The 18,748-nt window shown below is 39.2% G+C and carries 19 protein-coding genes and 1 riboswitch; of the genes, 4 read left to right on the top strand and 15 right to left on the bottom strand.

The features are described 5' to 3' along the window. Nucleotides 1-63: 63 nt before the first annotated feature. From M3189_RS05535 to M3189_RS05510, 6 genes are all read right to left on the bottom strand, one after another. Nucleotides 64-870: an enoyl-CoA hydratase/isomerase family protein gene (locus tag M3189_RS05535; RefSeq protein WP_251632771.1), complete on the bottom strand. Its 807-nt coding sequence runs from the start codon at nucleotides 868-870 to the stop codon at nucleotides 64-66. 280 nt (nucleotides 871-1,150) lie between these two features. Then, on the bottom strand, nucleotides 1,151-2,329 hold the full coding sequence (locus M3189_RS05530; RefSeq protein ID WP_251632770.1) for an acetyl-CoA C-acetyltransferase: 1,179 nt from the start codon (nucleotides 2,327-2,329) through the stop codon (nucleotides 1,151-1,153). Nucleotides 2,330-2,463: 134 nt separating this feature from the next. Further along, a complete protein-coding gene (locus tag M3189_RS05525) occupies nucleotides 2,464-3,348 on the bottom strand; it encodes a VOC family protein (RefSeq protein ID WP_251632769.1) in 885 nt (294 codons plus the stop codon). Nucleotides 3,349-3,562: 214 nt separating this feature from the next. Continuing rightward, complete coding sequence (locus M3189_RS05520; RefSeq protein WP_251632768.1) at nucleotides 3,563-5,149, bottom strand: bifunctional 3-(3-hydroxy-phenyl)propionate/3-hydroxycinnamic acid hydroxylase; 1,587 nt, start codon at nucleotides 5,147-5,149, stop codon at nucleotides 3,563-3,565. Nucleotides 5,150-5,314: 165 nt separating this feature from the next. Next, nucleotides 5,315-6,292, bottom strand: coding sequence for a fumarylacetoacetate hydrolase family protein (locus M3189_RS05515; protein ID WP_251632767.1), 978 nt, complete (start codon nucleotides 6,290-6,292; stop codon nucleotides 5,315-5,317). A 34-nt stretch (nucleotides 6,293-6,326) separates the two neighbouring features. Further along, entirely contained in the window at nucleotides 6,327-7,040 is a 714-nt protein-coding gene (locus tag M3189_RS05510) for a FadR/GntR family transcriptional regulator (protein ID WP_251632766.1), read from the bottom strand. 372 nt (nucleotides 7,041-7,412) lie between these two features. Between M3189_RS05510 and M3189_RS05505 the strand changes: the two genes are divergently transcribed. From M3189_RS05505 to M3189_RS05490, 4 genes are all read left to right on the top strand, one after another. After that, nucleotides 7,413-8,123, top strand: a complete 711-nt coding sequence (locus tag M3189_RS05505; RefSeq protein WP_251632765.1) for a hypothetical protein — start codon at nucleotides 7,413-7,415, stop codon at nucleotides 8,121-8,123. Between the two features lie 159 nt (nucleotides 8,124-8,282). Next, nucleotides 8,283-8,663 (top strand): GntR family transcriptional regulator, encoded by a 381-nt coding sequence (locus M3189_RS05500; RefSeq protein WP_251632764.1) that lies wholly within the window; start codon nucleotides 8,283-8,285, stop codon nucleotides 8,661-8,663. Nucleotides 8,664-8,680: 17 nt separating this feature from the next. Further along, the gene (locus M3189_RS05495; RefSeq protein WP_251632763.1) at nucleotides 8,681-9,652 is read left to right on the top strand and encodes a DUF1648 domain-containing protein; all 972 of its coding nucleotides are present in this window, start codon (nucleotides 8,681-8,683) and stop codon (nucleotides 9,650-9,652) included. Further along, nucleotides 9,573-9,773, top strand: a complete 201-nt coding sequence (locus M3189_RS05490; RefSeq protein ID WP_251632762.1) for a DUF5808 domain-containing protein — start codon at nucleotides 9,573-9,575, stop codon at nucleotides 9,771-9,773. The genes M3189_RS05495 and M3189_RS05490 overlap by 80 nt, the downstream gene beginning before the upstream one ends. Nucleotides 9,774-9,895: 122 nt before the next feature. On the opposite strand, the gene M3189_RS05485 is transcribed toward M3189_RS05490, so the two are convergent. The 9 genes from M3189_RS05485 to M3189_RS05445 all read right to left on the bottom strand — a co-directional run bounded on the left by M3189_RS05485 (nucleotide 9,896) and on the right by M3189_RS05445 (nucleotide 18,590). Next, nucleotides 9,896-10,558 carry an HAD family hydrolase gene (locus M3189_RS05485; RefSeq protein ID WP_285889400.1) on the bottom strand — a complete coding sequence of 221 codons (663 nt, stop codon included), beginning with the start codon at nucleotides 10,556-10,558 and terminating at the stop codon, nucleotides 9,896-9,898. A 58-nt stretch (nucleotides 10,559-10,616) separates the two neighbouring features. Then, entirely contained in the window at nucleotides 10,617-11,468 is an 852-nt protein-coding gene (locus tag M3189_RS05480; RefSeq protein WP_251632760.1) for a DegV family protein, read from the bottom strand. Between the two features lie 237 nt (nucleotides 11,469-11,705). Further along, nucleotides 11,706-12,455 (bottom strand): nucleoside phosphorylase, encoded by a 750-nt coding sequence (locus M3189_RS05475; RefSeq protein WP_251632759.1) that lies wholly within the window; start codon nucleotides 12,453-12,455, stop codon nucleotides 11,706-11,708. Next, a complete protein-coding gene (locus tag M3189_RS05470; RefSeq protein WP_251632758.1) occupies nucleotides 12,427-13,089 on the bottom strand; it encodes a sulfite oxidase-like oxidoreductase in 663 nt (220 codons plus the stop codon). The genes M3189_RS05475 and M3189_RS05470 overlap by 29 nt, the downstream gene beginning before the upstream one ends. Before the next feature lie 17 nt (nucleotides 13,090-13,106). Next, nucleotides 13,107-14,024 carry an ABC transporter permease gene (locus M3189_RS05465; RefSeq protein WP_251632757.1) on the bottom strand — a complete coding sequence of 306 codons (918 nt, stop codon included), beginning with the start codon at nucleotides 14,022-14,024 and terminating at the stop codon, nucleotides 13,107-13,109. Beyond that, entirely contained in the window at nucleotides 14,011-15,087 is a 1,077-nt protein-coding gene (locus tag M3189_RS05460; protein WP_251632756.1) for an ABC transporter permease, read from the bottom strand. The genes M3189_RS05465 and M3189_RS05460 overlap by 14 nt, the downstream gene beginning before the upstream one ends. Continuing rightward, a complete protein-coding gene (locus tag M3189_RS05455) occupies nucleotides 15,053-16,591 on the bottom strand; it encodes an ABC transporter ATP-binding protein (RefSeq protein ID WP_251632755.1) in 1,539 nt (512 codons plus the stop codon). Before M3189_RS05455 ends, M3189_RS05460 begins: the two co-directional genes overlap by 35 nt. Before the next feature lie 63 nt (nucleotides 16,592-16,654). Beyond that, nucleotides 16,655-17,674 (bottom strand): BMP family protein, encoded by a 1,020-nt coding sequence (locus M3189_RS05450; protein WP_251632754.1) that lies wholly within the window; start codon nucleotides 17,672-17,674, stop codon nucleotides 16,655-16,657. Nucleotides 17,675-17,861: 187 nt separating this feature from the next. Further along, nucleotides 17,862-17,970, bottom strand: a riboswitch (SAM riboswitch). 245 nt (nucleotides 17,971-18,215) lie between these two features. Continuing rightward, nucleotides 18,216-18,590: a DoxX family protein gene (locus M3189_RS05445; protein WP_251632753.1), complete on the bottom strand. Its 375-nt coding sequence runs from the start codon at nucleotides 18,588-18,590 to the stop codon at nucleotides 18,216-18,218. Nucleotides 18,591-18,748 lie beyond the last annotated feature (158 nt).

Below are 18,748 nucleotides of genomic sequence, written 5' to 3'. Positions count from 1 at the left end.
GTTTCTGGTAACCATCCATCACCAAACTATTCAAAAATCATATTCACCGCTGTTACCTTGAACCTACAATTTTGATGTAATGGTCTCTTTTATAAAATTAGCTTCACGTTTTTCTAGAAAAGCGGATATCCCTTCTCTTCCCTCCAGGCTGCTTGCTCTCTCAGCAAGGACTAACGACTCCTTATTCATTTGGGATTCAAGTGTTTCTTGCAACGAGTGATAAAAGAGCTTTTTTGTTTCTCCATATGCATTCATGGGCCCATTTGCAAGGTTCTCAGCTAACTCTAGGACAACCTCTATTAATTTCTCATCGGCAACAACATGGTTGATAATCCCCCATTCACATGCCTCATTTGCATCCAATGGCCGATTGGTATACATTAACTCAAGCGCCCGTTTCATCCCGATAAGACGCGGTAGGAAATAGCTTCCAGAACCATCCGGGGTTAATCCAATCTTGTTATAAGCCATGACAAATTTAGAATGGTCAGAAGCATAAGCCAAATCACAGGCACATACGAGACTCATCCCGGCACCCGCTGCGACTCCATTCACTGCTCCAATAAAAGGTTTGTTCATTCTAGTAAAATAGGAAATTGCTTGATGCAGATAGGCGGTTACACTTTTTAGATGAGAACTGATTTGTTCCCCATTCTCAGCAAAACTTCTTAAATCGCCGCCGACTGAAAACTTATTTCCAGCACCTGTAATAACCACCGCTCTAATGTCTTCACTCTCTGAACAAAATATCGCAACATCCATCAGTTCCTTTGCCATTTCTAAATGAATGGCATTTCCAGCTTCAGGACGGTTTAATTTGACAATTCCTACACGATTCTGGATTGTTAACTGAACAAATTTATTTTCCACTAGTAAACCTTCTTTCTTTTTTGTATGCTGTGTTAAATAAGGCTGTTGATTTGCGCTCCACTAAGGAAAGCTTCTTTGAATAATCACCGCAGGGACAGGTGGTCTTTACCTGTCACGAGGCGCTACGCTTTCCGCGGGCTCGCCCGTGAGCCTCCTCGCAGCTTCGCTCCTGTGGGGTCTCACTCAGCTCGTTCATCCCGCTGGAGTCGAGCGCCTTCCGCTCCAATCAACAGGTTCTAAAATCAACAGTATCCATTAACACAGCCTTTTAATAAAAGCGTTAAACCCTTTCTAAAATCATCGCAATACCTTGACCTCCGCCAATACATAGGGAGGCTAGTCCATACTTTACATTTCGTTTTTTCATTTCAAGGGCTAATGAATAGGTAATTCTTGTCCCGCTTGCACCAAGTGGATGTCCCAAAGCAATCGCTCCGCCATTGACATTCACTTTTTCCCTATCTACCCCTAATTCTTTTAGAACGGCTAGAGATTGTGCAGCAAATGCCTCATTAAACTCAAATAAGTCAATATCACCTAAGGTTAATCCAGCATTCTTTAGTGCTTTAATACTGGCTGGTACAGGACCGATTCCCATAATTTTCGGATCAACCCCTGCTACTGCCCAAGAAACAATTTTTGCTAGTGGTTTTAATCCATGTTCAAAGACATACTCTTTTGAAGCTAATAAAACGGCTGCTGCTCCATCGTTTATACCACTTGCATTTCCAGGTGTGACAGTTCCATCCTTCTTAAAAGCTGGCTTTAGCTTGGATAAACCTTCAAGTGTTACGCCGTTTCGAATATATTCATCCACCTCAATAATTAACTCTTTCCCTTTTCTATCTTTCCTCACAATAGGTACAATCTCTTCCGCGAAACGTCCGTTATCTCTTGCTTTAATTGCCTTCTCCTGCGAATAAACCGAAAATTCATCTTGTTCTTTTCGAGATAAATCATATTTTACCGCTAGATTCTCTGCCGTCATTCCCATTCCGCAGCCAACATATTGATCAATGAGTGATTCCCACAGCATATCAACGACCACAGGTGCTTTATTTGGTGAACCAAAGCGGGTACCCTTTAACAGTTGTGGTGCTAAACTCATATTTTCGGTTCCACCAGCAGCAATGACTCTTGCCTCTCCTAATGCAATGGACTGTGCACCTGATACGATGGACTGGAGTCCTGAACCGCATAAACGATTTAAGGTTAGGGCAGCTGATGACTCAAGCATTCCACTTTTCAAACCAATATGTCTTGCCAAGTATGCAGAAGCCTCTCCCGTTTGAATCACATTGCCGAACACAATTTCATCAATATCTGATGCTGGAATACCACTTCTTTTAATCGCTTCCTTTGTTGCCGCGACACCTAATTCAATATCGCTGATATCCTTTAATGAACCGCCATACGAACCAAAAGCTGTTCGTGCCCCATCTACTATGTACGTTTCCATCCTTAATTCCCCCTTATTCAAATTAGATTTACTATTTTTCCATTTTACTATTCTTACTAACCTATAAAAAAAGGGGATTGAAAAGGCAGCATTATACACCCTTTTTTCCCCTTTCTCAAAAATTTATTTAAAATCTATACTTTAGCCAGATCTAATACAAACTCTGTTCCCCAAGCACTTAGTGATTCCCAAACTTTTGGTTTTAGCGGCAGCTCCTCATGCCAAGGACGAGGTTCAAAAATGCCGAGTTCTGGAATGAAAATATCCATGTCTGTATACAATTCCACTACATTTTGTTCAGGGTCATAATGGTAGGTTGCAATATTGTGACCAGCTGTATGACGTGATGGTCCCCAAAGAATTGGATAACCTTGTTTTGCCAATATATCCGAACTTGCATATTGATGACTAGCATCTTTTAATTGGAAAGCAATATGGTGTAGACGTGTCTCATCTGATGCCACAATATTTAATACATGGTGCTCGGTATTACAAGTTAAGAAATTTGCAAAGCTTTCACCGATTTTATCTGTAAAATCAAAACCTAATGCATCTCGGTAAAATTCTATGGTATTCTGGAAATTCTTCGCATAAAACGCAACATGTCCTAATTTATGTGGAACAACCCCTGAAATGCCAAAGCCAACATTTGTTTGATCCATCTCCGTAAATAACTCTAGAGTATTCCCTGCAGGATCCTGTAATTCTATCAACCGTGAAATAGCAGGTTTAACATCAACTTTAATAATTGAGTTAATCCCAAGTACGTGAAGCTGTTCCTGTACTTCTTCTAATGTAAGTTTTCCATCTAATTGGTATCCATAGCGGCGAATTCCTTTTTTATCAGAAGGAGTAATAACGATATTATGATGGTCAAGAGCATTGCTTAAATATGTAATGCCATCCACTTCTTCTGAAATACGATAACCCATTGCATTTGTATAATATTCCACCATGATATCTGCATTTTTTGAATAAAAATCAACATACGCTAATCTAAAAACTTTTACTTTTGACATATCCCATTCCTCCATGTGATTAAATAATAGATACATAAATCCTTTTTTAAACGTTATTTAAGAGAATATGATATAATTCAAATTTAGACTTTCAGAGTCTGATAAAGTCTTACCTGTTTTTCATTTGCCCCCAAGCAAATAAAAACGAACCATAATGGATGCCAGTCCATTGTGCCCTAGTCAGCAGCTGTATAAAAACTAGCTTTGCTTATTTTTATGCAGTTGCTGGAATTAGGAATCTCCTGAATTGTTTTGATAAATTTTCAACAAGTAATGGGAGTTCAGCTAAACTCTCTGTAGCACCAAATAGATAGAAATCTGGACGGACCACAACAGCTTCAAGACTCGTTTCTTTAAAATATTGTTTGTATTTTCCATCGATATCGACAGCTATATCACATAATTCCTCTTTGCCTTCTGACGATTCGGAGATTTCAATAAATTTAACACCGAAGTTCTCTAAAAATGCAATCTGTTCTTCACTCAATACCTTCTTAGGATTATTCACTGGACTCATAATTGTCCATCCACTTCCTACTACATCATCAAATAATCCTGTTTTCCCGCTATACTCTACCTGACCTTGAAATGAAAGTTTACCACTGTATTTAGTATTTTTCCCATCGGCTGATTGGTAGAGTATTCCTTCTGTTAAGAATGGGAATTCCGGAAATTCAGGGACACCGCCAGTGAAAAATGCCTCATCTCTTTTTGCAGCTTCTATCGGATCTGTTACGCAAATGACATTTCCCAAAAACAAGGCTGCTTCTACGACCTCACGGTTATGAGGTTTACGCTCAGCTGTATACGTCTCTAAAATAGACTCTGCAGCTTTTCCACTTAGAATAAGGTCTAGCTTCCATGCTAAATTAATGGAATCACGAAGACCAGAACACATACCTTGACCCATGAATGGCGGTGTTAAGTGAGCTGCATCTCCTGCTAAAATAAGCCGGCCCTTTTGCCATTCATCCGCCCATAATGCCTTAAATGTATAAACGGCATGCCGTTCTAATACTGCATTAGCAGGAGTTATATTCCAAGGATCAAGCAAGCGCCACGCTACTTCTTCACAGTTAAGTTCTTCTTTTGTCTCCCCAGGAAGAGCCATAAATTCCCAGCGCCTTTTCCCAGGGCCACCTGAAACAACGGTTGTAGGACGGGCTGGATCACATAGCTGCAAATTCATTGGGTTCCATTCTCTTTCTTCATTCGTCACAATATCAACAACAAGCCAATCTGCCGCAAATCCAAGGTCTGTAATTGTAGTTTCCATGTTTTTACGAACAAAACTGTTCGCACCGTCACAACCAACAATATACTTTGCATGAATGGTACGAACTTCTCCCTCTTGGTCCTTTACCATAAGCTCTACATGATTTTCAAATTCCTTTAACTCAATTGCCTCATTTCCCATTTGCACATTTACACTAGACTGTTTACGGCAAGCAACATCCATCACTCTTTCAAGCTCTGGCTGATTGAAAAATAAATGTCCTGGCCATCCTGAAATACCATCTTGTGAAAAATCGAGGGCCAATAGTAATTCTTTTTCAGCATTTCGCCATTCATATAAATCAGGGACTGGTTGCAAAATTCTTTCAAGCTCACTTTTTGGAAGGATTGATTGCAGCATGCGAGCAACCTCATCATCCAAATGAACAGCTCGAGGAAGTGGATAGGCTTCAGAGAATCTTTCATAAACCCCAACCTTCCATCCTTTTTGACCAAGTAATGCAGCTAACAGCTTTGATACAGGACCATAACCAACAATTGCAACGTCAACCATTTCTTGTTTCATTCTCCACACCCCTATACAAAATTAATCAAACCCCATTTTGTAAACGCATACATTCCTATCAATTATTAAACTATTTTTTTCATTTGCATCGATATTAAATTTATTTATGTAAGAACTAGAGGCTGCTGGGATCGTTAATCCCAGCATTTTTGAAAAAATACACTATTAAGAAATGGCTACTTTACTAGAAACTACTTTATTTACTTGTTCACCTAGGTCAATTTTCCCATCTTTGCTCTTAATTTGACAGCGAATAACGTCTCCATCATTCAAATATTTACCTGTCTTGGTTTGACTTTCAACAAGCAAATCTACTTTCTCCGCATAAGGTACCAGATGACTTGATAGTTTTCCTAATATCTCTGGAGTAAGAGTGAGTGCTACTCCGCCAGTTGTACCAGTAATAACCAAATCACCTTTTGAAAGATCCATGATTTCAGAAAGCTCTGTCAGAGTTTCAGCAGGTTTGTATAATAATTGATTCGTGTTTGCTGATTGGCGTAATTCATCATTTACCCATAAATTTAATTCTAGATCATGAATGAGTGGAACCTCTTCTTTATCAAGTAAGTAAAAATAAGGTCCTGTAGGTCCAAAAGTACGGTAGCTCTTCCCTTTTAACCATTGCCCCTCAGAAAGTTGTACATCACGAGCAGAAACATCATCCATAATGACAAGCCCTGCAATATATTGGTGAAGGTTTTCATCTGTGACCTCAACGGCTGATGAAATCTCTGTTCCAATGACCAGTCCCAACTCAATTTCATAGTCTAATAGCTTAACATGTGACGGGCGAATAATCTCTGTATTCGGACCACAAAGTGTGCTATCTGCTTTACTAAAGAACATATTATATGGCGGCCGGGCTGCCTCCATTCCAGATTCTGCACGATGAGAGGAGTAATTGGCACCCTGACAGACAATTCTTGCTGGTTTGGTAATTGGGCTTAAAATGGTCACTTCATTTAATGAAAAAGATTCAGCTTGCCCTTGATTTTTTAAGTTTCTAGCTTCTTCAACACCCTCTTCTAAAAAATGAGCTAAAGTAGAATAGCTTTCCCTTAATACCAAAATACGATTATCTGAAATAACTCCCCACTGTTCTTTCTTTTCCTTTTCAAATCTTACTACTTGAATTCCCAACTTAACCCCTCCTAAATTTTTAAGTTATATGTAACTAAGAGTATATTTTTTCAAGTATCCTTTTAACCCGTAGGATTAACTCCATCATTTTATCATGGGCCAATTTTTCATCACGTGCGATGACGGCTTCATAGATAGATCGATGTCTTTCTAATACTTCATTCGTCGGTGTATCAAAAGGCGATTCTGGAGAAGCATTCGCTGCTTTTAATGTTTTTTCTCGACTAATAACTAGCGCTTTCCGTAATGTTCTAACAGTGTTAATGATTAGATCGTTGTAAGAAGCCCTTAATATACTCTCATGGAAATCATAATCAGCATTTGCCCATGCCTTTTCATCTCCGATTGATTGTTCGAGTCGATTGAAAGCATCTTTAATGCTAATCAAATCCTGTTCGGTTGCTCTTTGTGCTGCTAGTGCTGCTGCCATGGGTTCAAGGCCCATTCTAACTTCTGTTAAATGCAGCAGAAAATCTCGATTATTCTCATCTTCAAGGACCCAGTTTATGACTTCAATATTCCACCATTGCCATTCTGATCGTGGAAGGACAATTGTACCAGCCCTTTGATTGGACCTAACAAGACCCATGGTAGATAAGCTTTTAAAGGCTTCACGGACTACCGTTCGACTTACTTTATAAATTTCACCTAAATCCTCTACTTTTGGGAGGATTTCCCCTTGTTTTAACTCACCCGTTACAATTTTTTGTCCAAGCTCACTAACTAATTGTTCACTTCTATTCTTCATAATGCGTTAACACTCCTATCCTTACTATGTTTTAACCTTACCACAACAATAATGGTATTCCGACTTTTTGGGATAGAAGGTTAAGACAGGATTCCACTCCCTATTGAAAGCGTATCCATTTTATATTAAAGGCTATAACACCCCCTTGCGATTAAGATAGTTTGCACGTTACTTATGTTGGAATAAATATTACTTATCTGATTATTATAATAAATAATATTTATTATCTCGTCAACCCGTTTTTGAAATTTTCTATTAACTATTTAAAATAATTATAATGCCATAAAACATTCATTTTATGGCGAAGGACTATTACTATTTTTGTAGAATAGCTTTAACGATAACAAATTTATCCCGCCTGGAGGCAGTAAAATGAAAACTACGAAGAGTAATTTTATGGATGATTTAAAAGGTGAGCATGTACTAGCAAATTTCCTAGATAAATATCTCTATGAAAAATTAGAAATTCAGACCTTTTTTAGAAATACCCCTGATAAAAACAACTATCTCAGCAATCAATTTAAGGGCATTGATGTTTCTTTTACCTCAAATAGATTTGACTATATTGTTGATGAGAAAGCCACTCTATATTATCCAAATGGATTGCCTACATTTGCCTTTGAACTTAGCTATAAAAAAGATAATATGTGGCATCCTGGCTGGTTTTATGATGAAACAAAAGAAACAGGATATTATCTTTTAGCGTGGCCACAGAGGCAGGATGTAAAGTTGTCTGAATTAAAGATGGAACATATTCAAAAAGTAGAAGTCATGCTGCTTTGCAGAAAAGATCTTCAAGAATACCTAGATAAGAATTATGGTTTCAATAAAACCAACATACAAATTGCCGTTGACGAAATTATAAAAGCAAAAAAGTATGGAAGGCTACATACAATCTCTGATTCCTCTCCCCATTACTATTTTTATACTGCAAATTTATCCGAAACCCCCATTAATTTAGTGATTCATAAAAAAACATTACAAAAATTAGCTCTATTCCACTTTGTAATTTATCGAAATAAACCTTACGCACAAAATAGTAACTCCAACAAATGGTTAATACCCCCTTTTAAAAGTATTTAGAACCTTCTCTCCCTCATTTACGTTTTGGATTGAAATAATAAAACAAAGTGCATGACCCCTGCCAGAACGGGAGGGTCCCTCGCACTTTTTACTATTGTTCTAGATAAAGTAGAACAGATTTGTTATAATATATATAGAACAGATTGGAGGGAAACGATAATGATAATTAGAATTGAACCTGACTCCGACATTCCCATTTATGAGCAAATATCTAATCAAATTGTTGAAGGAATCGCTAGAGGTTTGATTCAGCCAGGAGATTCGCTGCCTTCTGTGAGGGCTTTTGCAGCTGACCTCGGCATTAACATGCATACCGTTAATAAAAGCTACCACCTCTTAGAAAAGAAAGGAATTATCACAATTGTTCCGAAGTCAGGAGCGATTATCTCTTCTCCCCTAGATTTCAATGAAATCTCTTTCGGACGATTAAAAGCTGTCTATAAACCACTTATTGCTGAATCTCTTGTGGTTGGTATGTCTAAGGAGCAAATTCACGAACTTATCTCTTCTATTATTCAAGACATAAAGAAAAGAAATTAACTCTAGGAGGAATCCATATGACTTTAGCCATTTTTCTATTCATCTCGATTATCCTGCTCGGTATCCAAACAGCTATTCCCTTTTTAGTAAAACGAACCATCATCTTTGGAATCACCGTCCCTGAAAAGCACATTAAAAACGAACAACTTCTATCCTATAAAAAAAGATATACCTTATTGGTTTCCCTTCTTTCTCTGGTGGTATTAGCGGGTTATGTAATTTGGGTTCTCGGTACGAACCCTGGAGAAGAACCAACTGTCCTAGTTGGAACGCTCATCCAATTTGGCATTATTCTTTTCAGCCTCTCCCTCTATTTTTTCTTTCATGGAAAAACGGTACAACTTAAAAGGAAAAATAATTGGATGGAGAATCTAAAACAAGTTAAAGTATCAGACTTGTCTGTACGTTCTCAGGATGAAATGATTCCTTGGTATCTGTTTTTACTTCCAATGATTGTTACCGTCGGAGTCATCGGATATACGGTTTTCCAATATGACCTTCTGCCTGAACAGATTCCTACTCACTGGGGAATAAATGGTGAAGCCGATGCCTTTACGGAGAAAACGCCAATGTCAGCGATTTTAATGCCTCTAACGCTTTTAGCAATGCAGGTGATGTTTTTAGGGATCCATATTGGAAAAAACAAATCTGGGATTAAATTAAGTGCAACTGGTACAAATGCTTCAAGGATACGACAGTTAACATTACGGAAATATTCAAGCTGGCTGATGTTTGGTGTTAGTTTCTTGCTGACGGTATTGTTTAGTTACTTTCAATTCACAACGATTCACCCAGATTTGTTTGCGGGAACTGCCATGGTTGCAGCACCCATGATTTTCCTTGCTGTTACCTTAGCCTCCACCATTGCTTTTGCTGTAAAAGTGGGACGTTCTGATAAACACCCCGTCGATGAAACAGAGGAAGCAATCAACCGATTACGACGAAGATTCATACTGGAAAGGCGGTCTCTTTTATTTCAACCGAAATGATCCCTCCATTTTTGTAGAAAAACGCTTCGGTGTGGGCTGGACCCTCAATTTCGCCAACCCACTAGGATACTTCATTTTCATATTGCCGCTTGTGATTGTCCTTGTATTATCATTATTATAGAATTAATAAAAAAACGAGAGCGAATCCCTGAATTAGGATACGCTCTCGTTTTTTTGTGGTCGTCTTTCTGGCCCCACTACATGGCCTGGCATGTTCTACTGTCTATTCAAGACTTTTCATTGTTACGAAATGATTTCCCATTTTTTATTATTCGCAATTTCTAATAGACGAGGTTCTGGGTTCACAGCTACGGGATTTCCAACTAATTCAAGCACATTTAAATCACTGTAACTATCCCCATATGCAAAGCTATTTTGCCAATCCACTTTCATGTTCGATAAATGGCTATTAATAAATTTTGTTTTCCGTTCACCGTATATATAGTTGATTGAAGCATTCTTTTTCAGTTTTTCATCATCATATGGAATACTGCTTCCAATGATACAATCGAAGGTGACATCCTCTGTGACAGAGTTTAGGAGCGGCTCATACGCTCCTGAGACAAGCATTGTATAATACCCATCTTTTTTATGTTGTTCTAGTCTATGTAACATATGATCACTCAGGTTTTGACTCATAATTCCGCCAATTTGCGAAAAAAACTGCTCGATTTCTGCTTTCGAAGTTGAACCAAAAGCAGATATATAGGACCACATGGAGTACTCTTTCATTTTTTGTTCGGGGTAAAGTTTACATTTGTAGGCCAAGTAGACCGGTAAGATCCTAAGGAAGAATTTCCGATATTTTTGAAAATGTATAGGATGTCTCTTTAAATGACTCATCAATAGGGGGAAAGTCTCCTCAGGAAATAATGTGCCATCAAAATCAAATATTGCAACCTTCATAAAATCAGCCTTTCGTTATGGTCTTTTTCAAAAATTCTTCTAACTAAAGGTAAAGTTCCTAAACCTCTATACCAGCAATTCCCACGCCACCCGGTCCTGCATGCGTCGAGATCATTGCACCTGCTTGAATCCATTTAACGTTTTGGAAACCAAATTCTCTTGCAATAGCTTCCAATCCTTGCTTGATCTCTTCATCAAGTCCGATAGAATAGAGTAAGTAAAGTTGTTCTCTATCAATGTTGTATTGAGTTAGATAATCTCGCATCAGTTTTTCTGAAACGACATCCATTTTCCCACGATACTTTTTAGTTGAAACAAGATTTCCATCTACCAATTCAATACGCGGCTTTATTTTTAACAATGCCCCTCCAAGATATGCAAGATTGCTTACTCGCCCTCCTGCTCTTAAGAATTCCAAGCTGCCGGGAACGAACGCAAGTCTTGATTTTGGAACCATTGATTTTATCTTCTCCACTAACAGTCCAGGGTCAATCGAAGGTTCATTTTCTAACAAGTTAACGGCATACATCACAATTGCCGTTAATCCCCCTGTAACATTCAAAGCATCAATGAGGAAAATATCTTTTAAATCTTCTGTTGCAATGATCGCATTTTGGAAGGATGAAGATGCCTTCGAAGTATAACCAATATGAACAATGATACAATCAGGAAAATCATTTTTAATTCTTGTGAAAAATTCAAGATATTCATGCGAATTTGTGGATGTTGTGGAGGGTATTTTTTTTGTACGCTCGTAAAAATCATAAATATCTGTTACAGGTAAGGAACCATCTAAATAATCCTGCCCATCCATAATCACATGCATCGGGACCACTTGAACATAATGTTTTTGAGCTAAATCTACTGGTAAATCTGCACCACTCTCTGTTGTCAAAATAATTCTTCTCATCAATATCCTCCACCTTCTAATTAAAAGCCCATACGATTGGTACTAAATTCTTCTACTCTACTATACATGAAAAAGGTGGATAGACTACATATTTCCAGAAAGATATACATAATCCCCAGAAAAATTATAAGAGCACTTTTTTGTAAATGAATGATTAAAAGCCAACTTACCTTCCAGTAATTCGGAAGGTAAGTCGGCTTTATTTTAAATCCTAATGTTTCATCGAAAACGTAATACTTATAATGCCGTAATCGCATCCAAGGCTATTTTCATTTCTGCTTCCACCGCGTTGGAAACCAAGTCATTGTGTGGATTATATTCGTCTCGAAGCTCTGCATCCGCATATCCATCGATGGCCATAATCGCCCCAGCTTTTATTCCTTTCAAAGCGGCAATAACAAATAAAGCGGAATTTTCCATGTCGACTGCTAGAACTCCAGCTTTTTTATAAAGCTGATGTGGAAATTCAAGAACTCCTGAATAAAAGGCATCAAGTGTAAGGGTAATTCCCTCATTAACAGGAACGCCTCCATCAACTAAATCTGCCGCATTCATTAATGCCTCAACAATATGTCGGTCTGCCACTGCTGGAAATCCAGTAGGGACAATTTGTTTCGTTAATCCATCACAACTTACAGCAGCTGTACTGATCACAAGGCTTCCAGGTGTAACATCTTTTTGATAAGAACCAGCTGTTCCTACTCGAATGATGGACTGTACACCACCCATTACAAGTTCCTCAAAACATACAGCTGCGCCAGGTGCTCCAACACCATGGCTGACTACCGCTACCTGACTCCCCTTCCAGCTTCCACTGTAAGTGTGATACTCGCGATTTTGAGCGATTAGAACAGGATTATCCAATAAATCGGCAATAATCTTGGCACGGCTTGGATCCCCACATACAAGAACACGTTCTGGCAGGATATCTGATGTTAATTTTAAATTTGGCAATTGTTTAGTCAAAGTCTTTTCGCTCCCATTCATCCTCTGGTATTGGCAGGTCTTCCCCTGAGAATCTTTCTTCTTTAAACGGATCACCATTGATATGGAAGCCGTTTTGCTCCCAGAACCCTGGCTGGATTTCATCAATAAACTCAATTCCTCGGATCCATTTTACACTTTTCCAAAAATAAAGGTGCGGTACAACGAGCCTAAGCGGCCAGCCATGCTTACCCGTTAGCGGCTCACCTTCAAAAGTGTGAGCCAAGATTACATCCTCTTTAAGCAGATCCTCCAAAGCAATATTGGCTGTATAATCATGATCTGCATGCAACATAACAAACTTACTTTTAGGATTCACACCAATCTCCTTTAGGAAATCGCTGAATTTGACACCGGTAAAGCTATTATCAAAACGAGACCAGCGCGTGACACAGTGGATATCTACATTGATGGTCGTCTGAGGCATTTTTTTGATTTGATCATAAGTTAGTACGACCTCGTTGTCGACTTCACCGAACACCTTTAAATTCCATTTTTCCAAATCATACGCAGGCACGTCTCCTTCATGAAGAATCGGGAAACGCTCTGTTAATGCCTGGCCAGGCGGAAGTCGCTTAGCCAGCTTGGGATCAACTGCCGGAACTCTAGTCTTTTTAATTCTTTCTGCTTTATTCATGATTTCGTTCCTCCTTCTTACCTAGAGCTTTGCTGCCCAGATAGCTGTGAATCTGCCCCGCGGTCCTTTAGGAAGAACATTGCGATGATCGTAATAATATAAGGCAGCATTGCTGTAAATTGAGTTGGCATTGAAAAGCCCTGAAGTCTGATACTTAACGCATCCATCAGCCCGAATAACAAGCTTGACCCTACGATTCCGATTGGGTGGGACTGACCTAACATCATCGCCACAAGAGCAATAAAGCCCCTTCCAGCCGTCATTCCCTCTGTAAACATCGTAACTTGTCCCAGAGAGAGCTGGGCACCTGCCAAACCGCAAAGTATTCCACACACCACAATGGCGCCATATTGCAGAAGTGTAACCTTTAAGCCAAGGCTTCTCGCAGCTGCTTCATTTTTCCCAACCGCAAGAACGCGAAAGCCTGTAACCGTACGGTAAAAGAAAATGTACAATACTATTGCTGCTAGAAAGGCGATATATACGAGTGGTGAATGTCCCGAAAGAAGGTTCCCAACAACCGGAATGCCTTCAATCACCGGGATGTCCAGCTTCGGAAGTCCTTCCATGTTTTTATCATAAAAGGCACCTTTTACATTAAAGATGGCTCGCAGTCCAAACGTGGTCAAACCGAGAACTAAAAAGTTGATAGCAATACCTGCTACGATTGGGTTTGCCTTAAATCGAATGGCTGCCATACCGAATAGCAGTGAAACAAGGACAGAACCGAGTGCACCTACTAAAACAGCGACAAGCACATTACCGCTAAAGTAATTTCCAACGATGGCAGAAAAAGCACCTGCTAGTATTAATCCCTCAAGACCTACATTAAAAATTCCAACACGAGCACAAAGGGCTCCTCCTAAAGCTGCCAAAAGAATAGGAGTGATCATTCGAATCGCTGAGGTAAAAAAGGAGAGATCAAGCAGCTCCATGGATGTCACCCGCTTTCTTCTTTACTTTCCACCAATTCATGGTGATTTTTGCTGTAACAAAAAGAATAAGAACTCCCTGAATCACACTGGCGATTTCCAACGGAACCTCTGTATTACGCTCCATTCCCATTGCGCCGGTTTGAAGTGCTGCAAGCAGAATCGCCGCTACAGCAGTACCAAGAGGATTAGAGTTTGCCAAAAGGGCTGCCATTAACCCTGTCCAGGCATATCCTGGAACGGTCAGGGAACCTTCTACATAACGATATTGTGATCCGAGAACTTCAACCGTCCCAGCTAGTCCTGCGATCCCGCCGCTAAAAAACATACTGAAAAGGAGTACCTTTATTTTATTAATCCCTCCATACTCAGCAAAGAATGGGTTATAGCCCAGCATTCTTACCTCATACCCCGCTGATGTGAAGCGCAAAATAATATATAGAGTAATCGCCAAAACCATCGCAATAACAAATCCCATATGAACACTCATACCTTGGAATAACTTAGGCAGCCATGCCACCTGATCAATCATGTGAGTCTGTGCTAATGCAGCCGATCCACTTTTGTCTTGAAACGGCCTCGAAACTAAATAACCTGCAAATAATACTGCCACATAGTTTAAGAGTAACGTAGAAATCAATAACTGTACTTTGAATCTAGTTTCCATCCACCCCGCCAGGAGCGACCATAAGCCCCCTGCTAAAAATCCAGCCAACAATGCCGCCAGGATTTTGATAATTCCTGATCCTGGAACATATAAAGCAGCAAGTGCTGCACTTACCGCACCTAACACCATCTGCCCTTCTGCTCCCATATTGAAGACACCAGCTCGAAAAGCAATTGCCAACCCTAAACCAATCAATATTATAGGAGTAGCCCGCGCAAGTGTTGCAGTTACAAAGTAAAAGTTTCCGAATGCCCCGTCCCACATGACTTTATAGGTTTCCAGTACAGATGCACCTACTAGACTAATAGCAACTGCCCCTGTCAAAAGCCCAATCAACACGGCCGTAAGAGGCTGTATCAAGGATTTAAGCAGTTGTTGTAGTTTTCGTTGAAGCTTCATTCTCGTTTCCTCCTGCCATAAGTACACTTAATCTCTCTTCCGTCGCTTCATTTCGATTGAGGATATCGACTATTTTCCCTTCATACATCACAGCAATTCGGTCAGACAAAGTCAGGATTTCCGATAACTCTGACGAAACCAGGAGAATACCGTCTCCATTATTTCGTTTCTCGATAATGGCTTCATGGATATATTCCATGGCGCCGATATCGACACCACGTGTTGGTTCAGCAGCAATGAGAAAATCTGTTTCAAATCCAAGTTCGCGGGCAACAATTAATTTCTGCAAGTTTCCACCTGATAGGTTTCCTGATTTTTCATCTAATGAAGGTGTTTTAATTTCGAATCGGTCAATCCATCCTCTAACAAGCTTGCGAAACGAGTTAAGTTTAATAAAGGAAGATTGATTGAAATTTCTCTTTCGATAATATCCCATCAACCCTGTCTCTTCTACAGCTGCTTCTTTCGCCGCTCCCCATAAGTAACGGTCTTCAGGTATATGAGCGAGACCAGCATTTCTTCTATAAGCCACTGTTTTACCTGAAAAGATTGTATCTCCTAAGTGAACACTGCCACTATCAATTTTTCTCAAGCCTGTAATCGCCTGGATTAGTTCTGACTGCCCATTCCCCGATACTCCGGCAATCCCGACAATCTCTCCACGGTGTATCGTTAAGGAGAGTTGATCCAAGATTGGTTTCGCATTTTTCCCGCCGATTGTAAGATTTTCTACCACAAGAAGCGGATCACCGTCTAATTGGATTCGGTCGGTAAGTTTCTGGAGTTCACGACCAACCATCATGGTGGCTAACTGTTCGACATCGGTATTTTGTGTTAAAACATTTCCTGTAACCTTTCCATTTCTTAACACGGTTATTTGATCTGCTACCTTCATCACTTCAGGCAGCTTATGGGTTATGAGGATAATACTTTTCCCTTGTTCCGCTAAAAATTGAATTGTTTTTAAAAGTTCCTCTATCTCAAGAGGTGTCAAGACTGCTGTTGGTTCATCGAGAATAATAATATCTGCACCCTGATATAACACTTTTAATATTTCAATTCGTTGCTGTTCACCTATCGAGCAATCCCCTGCTGTTTTCAATGGATTGACGTTGATTTTATAATGTTCGCTGAGTTCCTTCACTTTTTCTGCCGCGGCTTTTCTATTAAAGAAACCATTTTGTTTCGGTTCATGACCAATCACAATGTTTTCTGTTACGGAAAAATCAGAAAATAACATAAAGTGCTGATGCACCATACCGATTCCATTTTCAATCGCATCGTGCGGTCCCGAAAATTTCACGGTTTTACCATTGAGTACTATTTCCCCGCTAGTCGGCTGTTCAAGACCGTAAAGCATCCGCATGAGGGTTGTTTTGCCGGCACCATTTTCTCCGACAATGGCCAAAACCTCTCCTTTTTTCAGATGTATTGAAATCGTGTCATTCGCAAGAAAATCACCGTACTTTTTGCTCATATCCTTCATTTCTAACACATAGGTCATAGTTTTCCACCCCTTTAAAAATCGAAACCGACTACAATGTGCAGTCGGTTTACCTTTTTCAGATTAATTGCTTAATGGATTTTTGATTTCTCTTTTTCCAGTAACAATTTCTTCGTGAAGTGCTTTTACTTGGTCAATAACTTCTTGTCCAACAAAGCTGTTAAGAGGAGTTTTGCTTTCATGTGTTACATATGTTAAGCCAACACCCTTTTCCTTCAAGCCATACTCGACAATGCCTGATTTAAAATTGCCATTTGCAAATGCTTTTACTGTTTCATATGCCGCCGCGTCTGTCCCTTTAAGCTGTGACAGAACGACATGCTCTGGATCAACCTCTGTACGGTCAACGTCCTGACCAGAAGTAAAGAATCCTTGTTCTTTTGCTGCCTCAAAAACACCTAGGTCGCCGACTGCAGCAGCGCCTGCCACGAAATCTGCTCCTTTAGATGCTTGTAACAACGCTAATTCTTTTGCTTTCGCAGGATCCGTAAAGCCTCCAACATAGTTTACTAGAAACTCTACATCTGGATTGGTTTCCTTTAATCCCTGTTCAAACGCAACTGACCATTTTTTCATTAATGGAATATCCATCGCAACTACCATTCCAACTTTATCGGTTTTCGTAGAAAGACCTGCTGCAGCTCCTAGTAAGAACGCTGCTTCGTGCTCTCGGAAATTTACACTTTGTACATTTGGAAGGTCTACAACGGTATCAATAATTGCAAATTGACGATCCGGATTTTCTGTTGCTACCTTTTTCAATGCATCCTCTGATTCAAAGGAAGATGTAATGATTAAATCATATCCTTCTGCTACGGCTACGCGAATATTTTCTTCGATTGCAGAATGATCCGTAGATTCAATTGTCTTTAATTCAACTCCAAATTCTTCTGCTGCTTGTTTCGCACCCTCATCCATTTGCTGGAAGAATGGGTTTACACCGATTTTCTCAGGCAGAACGAGAGCAATTTTCTTCTTACCCTCTTTTGATGATGTTTCATCTTTACCTGTTGATTCTTCTGCTCCACATCCAGCGACGAGCAGGACTAAAGCCACTACGAAAAGTGAAAGTAGTTTTCTCATGATGTTCCCCCTGTAATATATTCGTTTTTATTACTATATGTCTATTAATTTACTAAAAACATTTAAATATAGCAATACAAAATCGAACATTTTTAAAATATTTTATTTAAATGTTCGTGTTTTGCTTTTGTCACCTAATAAAAATACCCTCTCCCTAAAATAGGAAGAGGGTTTATGTATATACTCTTCCTTATCTTTCAGAACTCACTCGTTCTGTAGGATTTGGCACCATACTATTCAAAAATAGCGGTTGCCGGGCGTCAACGGGCCAGTCCCTCTGCCTCTCATGATAAGGTAAACAATATGTAATATCAGGTATTTTTAGATAAACAATATAAACATCTAAGTAAGATTAAAAACTTAATTTATTATATTTTAAAAATTTTATAATTACAATACATTTTAAATATTCATTTAATATTAATTTTAAAACTTCTTTAAGTTTTCATCAAAAAAAAGCCGACTCCACCTTCCAATATTCGGAAAGTGAGTAGGCTTTTATAATAATTATTATTTGAACACAGATCAAACCTTAATTTATTTACCAAGTCCAATTTGTGATGGAGAGTAACATTAAAGTAGCTGCGGCTAATGCAATATTCTTTAGAAATTGATTCATCTCGCCTACTTTTGCATTCGAATCTGTTTCCTTCCAGAAATTGTGCATGATGAAAGCCGAAAGAACAAGGAAGATTACGATTAAATATAGTCCCCATTCAATCCAATATGCCGTAAGGATGCTCAAGCCTCCTGCAAGGAGCATTAATCCGGTTACGACAACAGAGAGTCCTGGTGCTGGGACCTTCTTATAAGATGCATACTGCTTCAAACCTTGAAATTGGATGAAATGATTTAACCCAGAATAAGCAAAATAAAGACCAAATACCGCCCGACCAATCAGCCATAGCCAATCCATTCAGACATCATCCCTTCATTAGGTTAGTAACTTTCTCTATACATATATACGAATATTTATTAGAATATTCCGTCTTATTTAATAATTATTTTGACCATGGGGACGGATCTCCCGGTCATATTTCATTGGAAGCCAAAAAAGTACCAGGCACAAACCTT

This window comes from Neobacillus niacini (assembly GCF_023715415.1).
Taxonomy (GTDB): Bacteria; Bacillota; Bacilli; order Bacillales; family Cytobacillaceae; genus Neobacillus; species Neobacillus niacini_C.
This window is presented reverse-complemented; position numbering and strand designations above follow the sequence as displayed.

Coding starts and splice junctions, on each gene's coding strand:
- M3189_RS05470 (WP_251632758.1), bottom strand. CDS start 13,089: ATGAATAAAGCAGAAAGAATTAAAAAGACTAGAGTTCCGGCAGTTGAT.
- M3189_RS05445 (WP_251632753.1), bottom strand. CDS start 18,590: ATGGATTGGCTATGGCTGATTGGTCGGGCGGTATTTGGTCTTTATTTT.
- M3189_RS05530 (WP_251632770.1), bottom strand. CDS start 2,329: ATGGAAACGTACATAGTAGATGGGGCACGAACAGCTTTTGGTTCGTAT.
- M3189_RS05455 (WP_251632755.1), bottom strand. CDS start 16,591: ATGACCTATGTGTTAGAAATGAAGGATATGAGCAAAAAGTACGGTGAT.
- M3189_RS05525 (WP_251632769.1), bottom strand. CDS start 3,348: ATGTCAAAAGTAAAAGTTTTTAGATTAGCGTATGTTGATTTTTATTCA.
- M3189_RS05450 (WP_251632754.1), bottom strand. CDS start 17,674: ATGAGAAAACTACTTTCACTTTTCGTAGTGGCTTTAGTCCTGCTCGTC.
- M3189_RS05495 (WP_251632763.1), top strand. CDS start 8,681: ATGACTTTAGCCATTTTTCTATTCATCTCGATTATCCTGCTCGGTATC.
- M3189_RS05510 (WP_251632766.1), bottom strand. CDS start 7,040: ATGAAGAATAGAAGTGAACAATTAGTTAGTGAGCTTGGACAAAAAATT.
- M3189_RS05480 (WP_251632760.1), bottom strand. CDS start 11,468: ATGAGAAGAATTATTTTGACAACAGAGAGTGGTGCAGATTTACCAGTA.
- M3189_RS05485 (WP_285889400.1), bottom strand. CDS start 10,558: ATGAAGGTTGCAATATTTGATTTTGATGGCACATTATTTCCTGAGGAG.
- M3189_RS05500 (WP_251632764.1), top strand. CDS start 8,283: ATGATAATTAGAATTGAACCTGACTCCGACATTCCCATTTATGAGCAA.
- M3189_RS05465 (WP_251632757.1), bottom strand. CDS start 14,024: ATGGAGCTGCTTGATCTCTCCTTTTTTACCTCAGCGATTCGAATGATC.
- M3189_RS05490 (WP_251632762.1), top strand. CDS start 9,573: ATGAAACAGAGGAAGCAATCAACCGATTACGACGAAGATTCATACTGG.
- M3189_RS05520 (WP_251632768.1), bottom strand. CDS start 5,149: ATGAAACAAGAAATGGTTGACGTTGCAATTGTTGGTTATGGTCCTGTA.
- M3189_RS05475 (WP_251632759.1), bottom strand. CDS start 12,455: ATGAATGGGAGCGAAAAGACTTTGACTAAACAATTGCCAAATTTAAAA.
- M3189_RS05460 (WP_251632756.1), bottom strand. CDS start 15,087: ATGAAGCTTCAACGAAAACTACAACAACTGCTTAAATCCTTGATACAG.
- M3189_RS05505 (WP_251632765.1), top strand. CDS start 7,413: ATGAAAACTACGAAGAGTAATTTTATGGATGATTTAAAAGGTGAGCAT.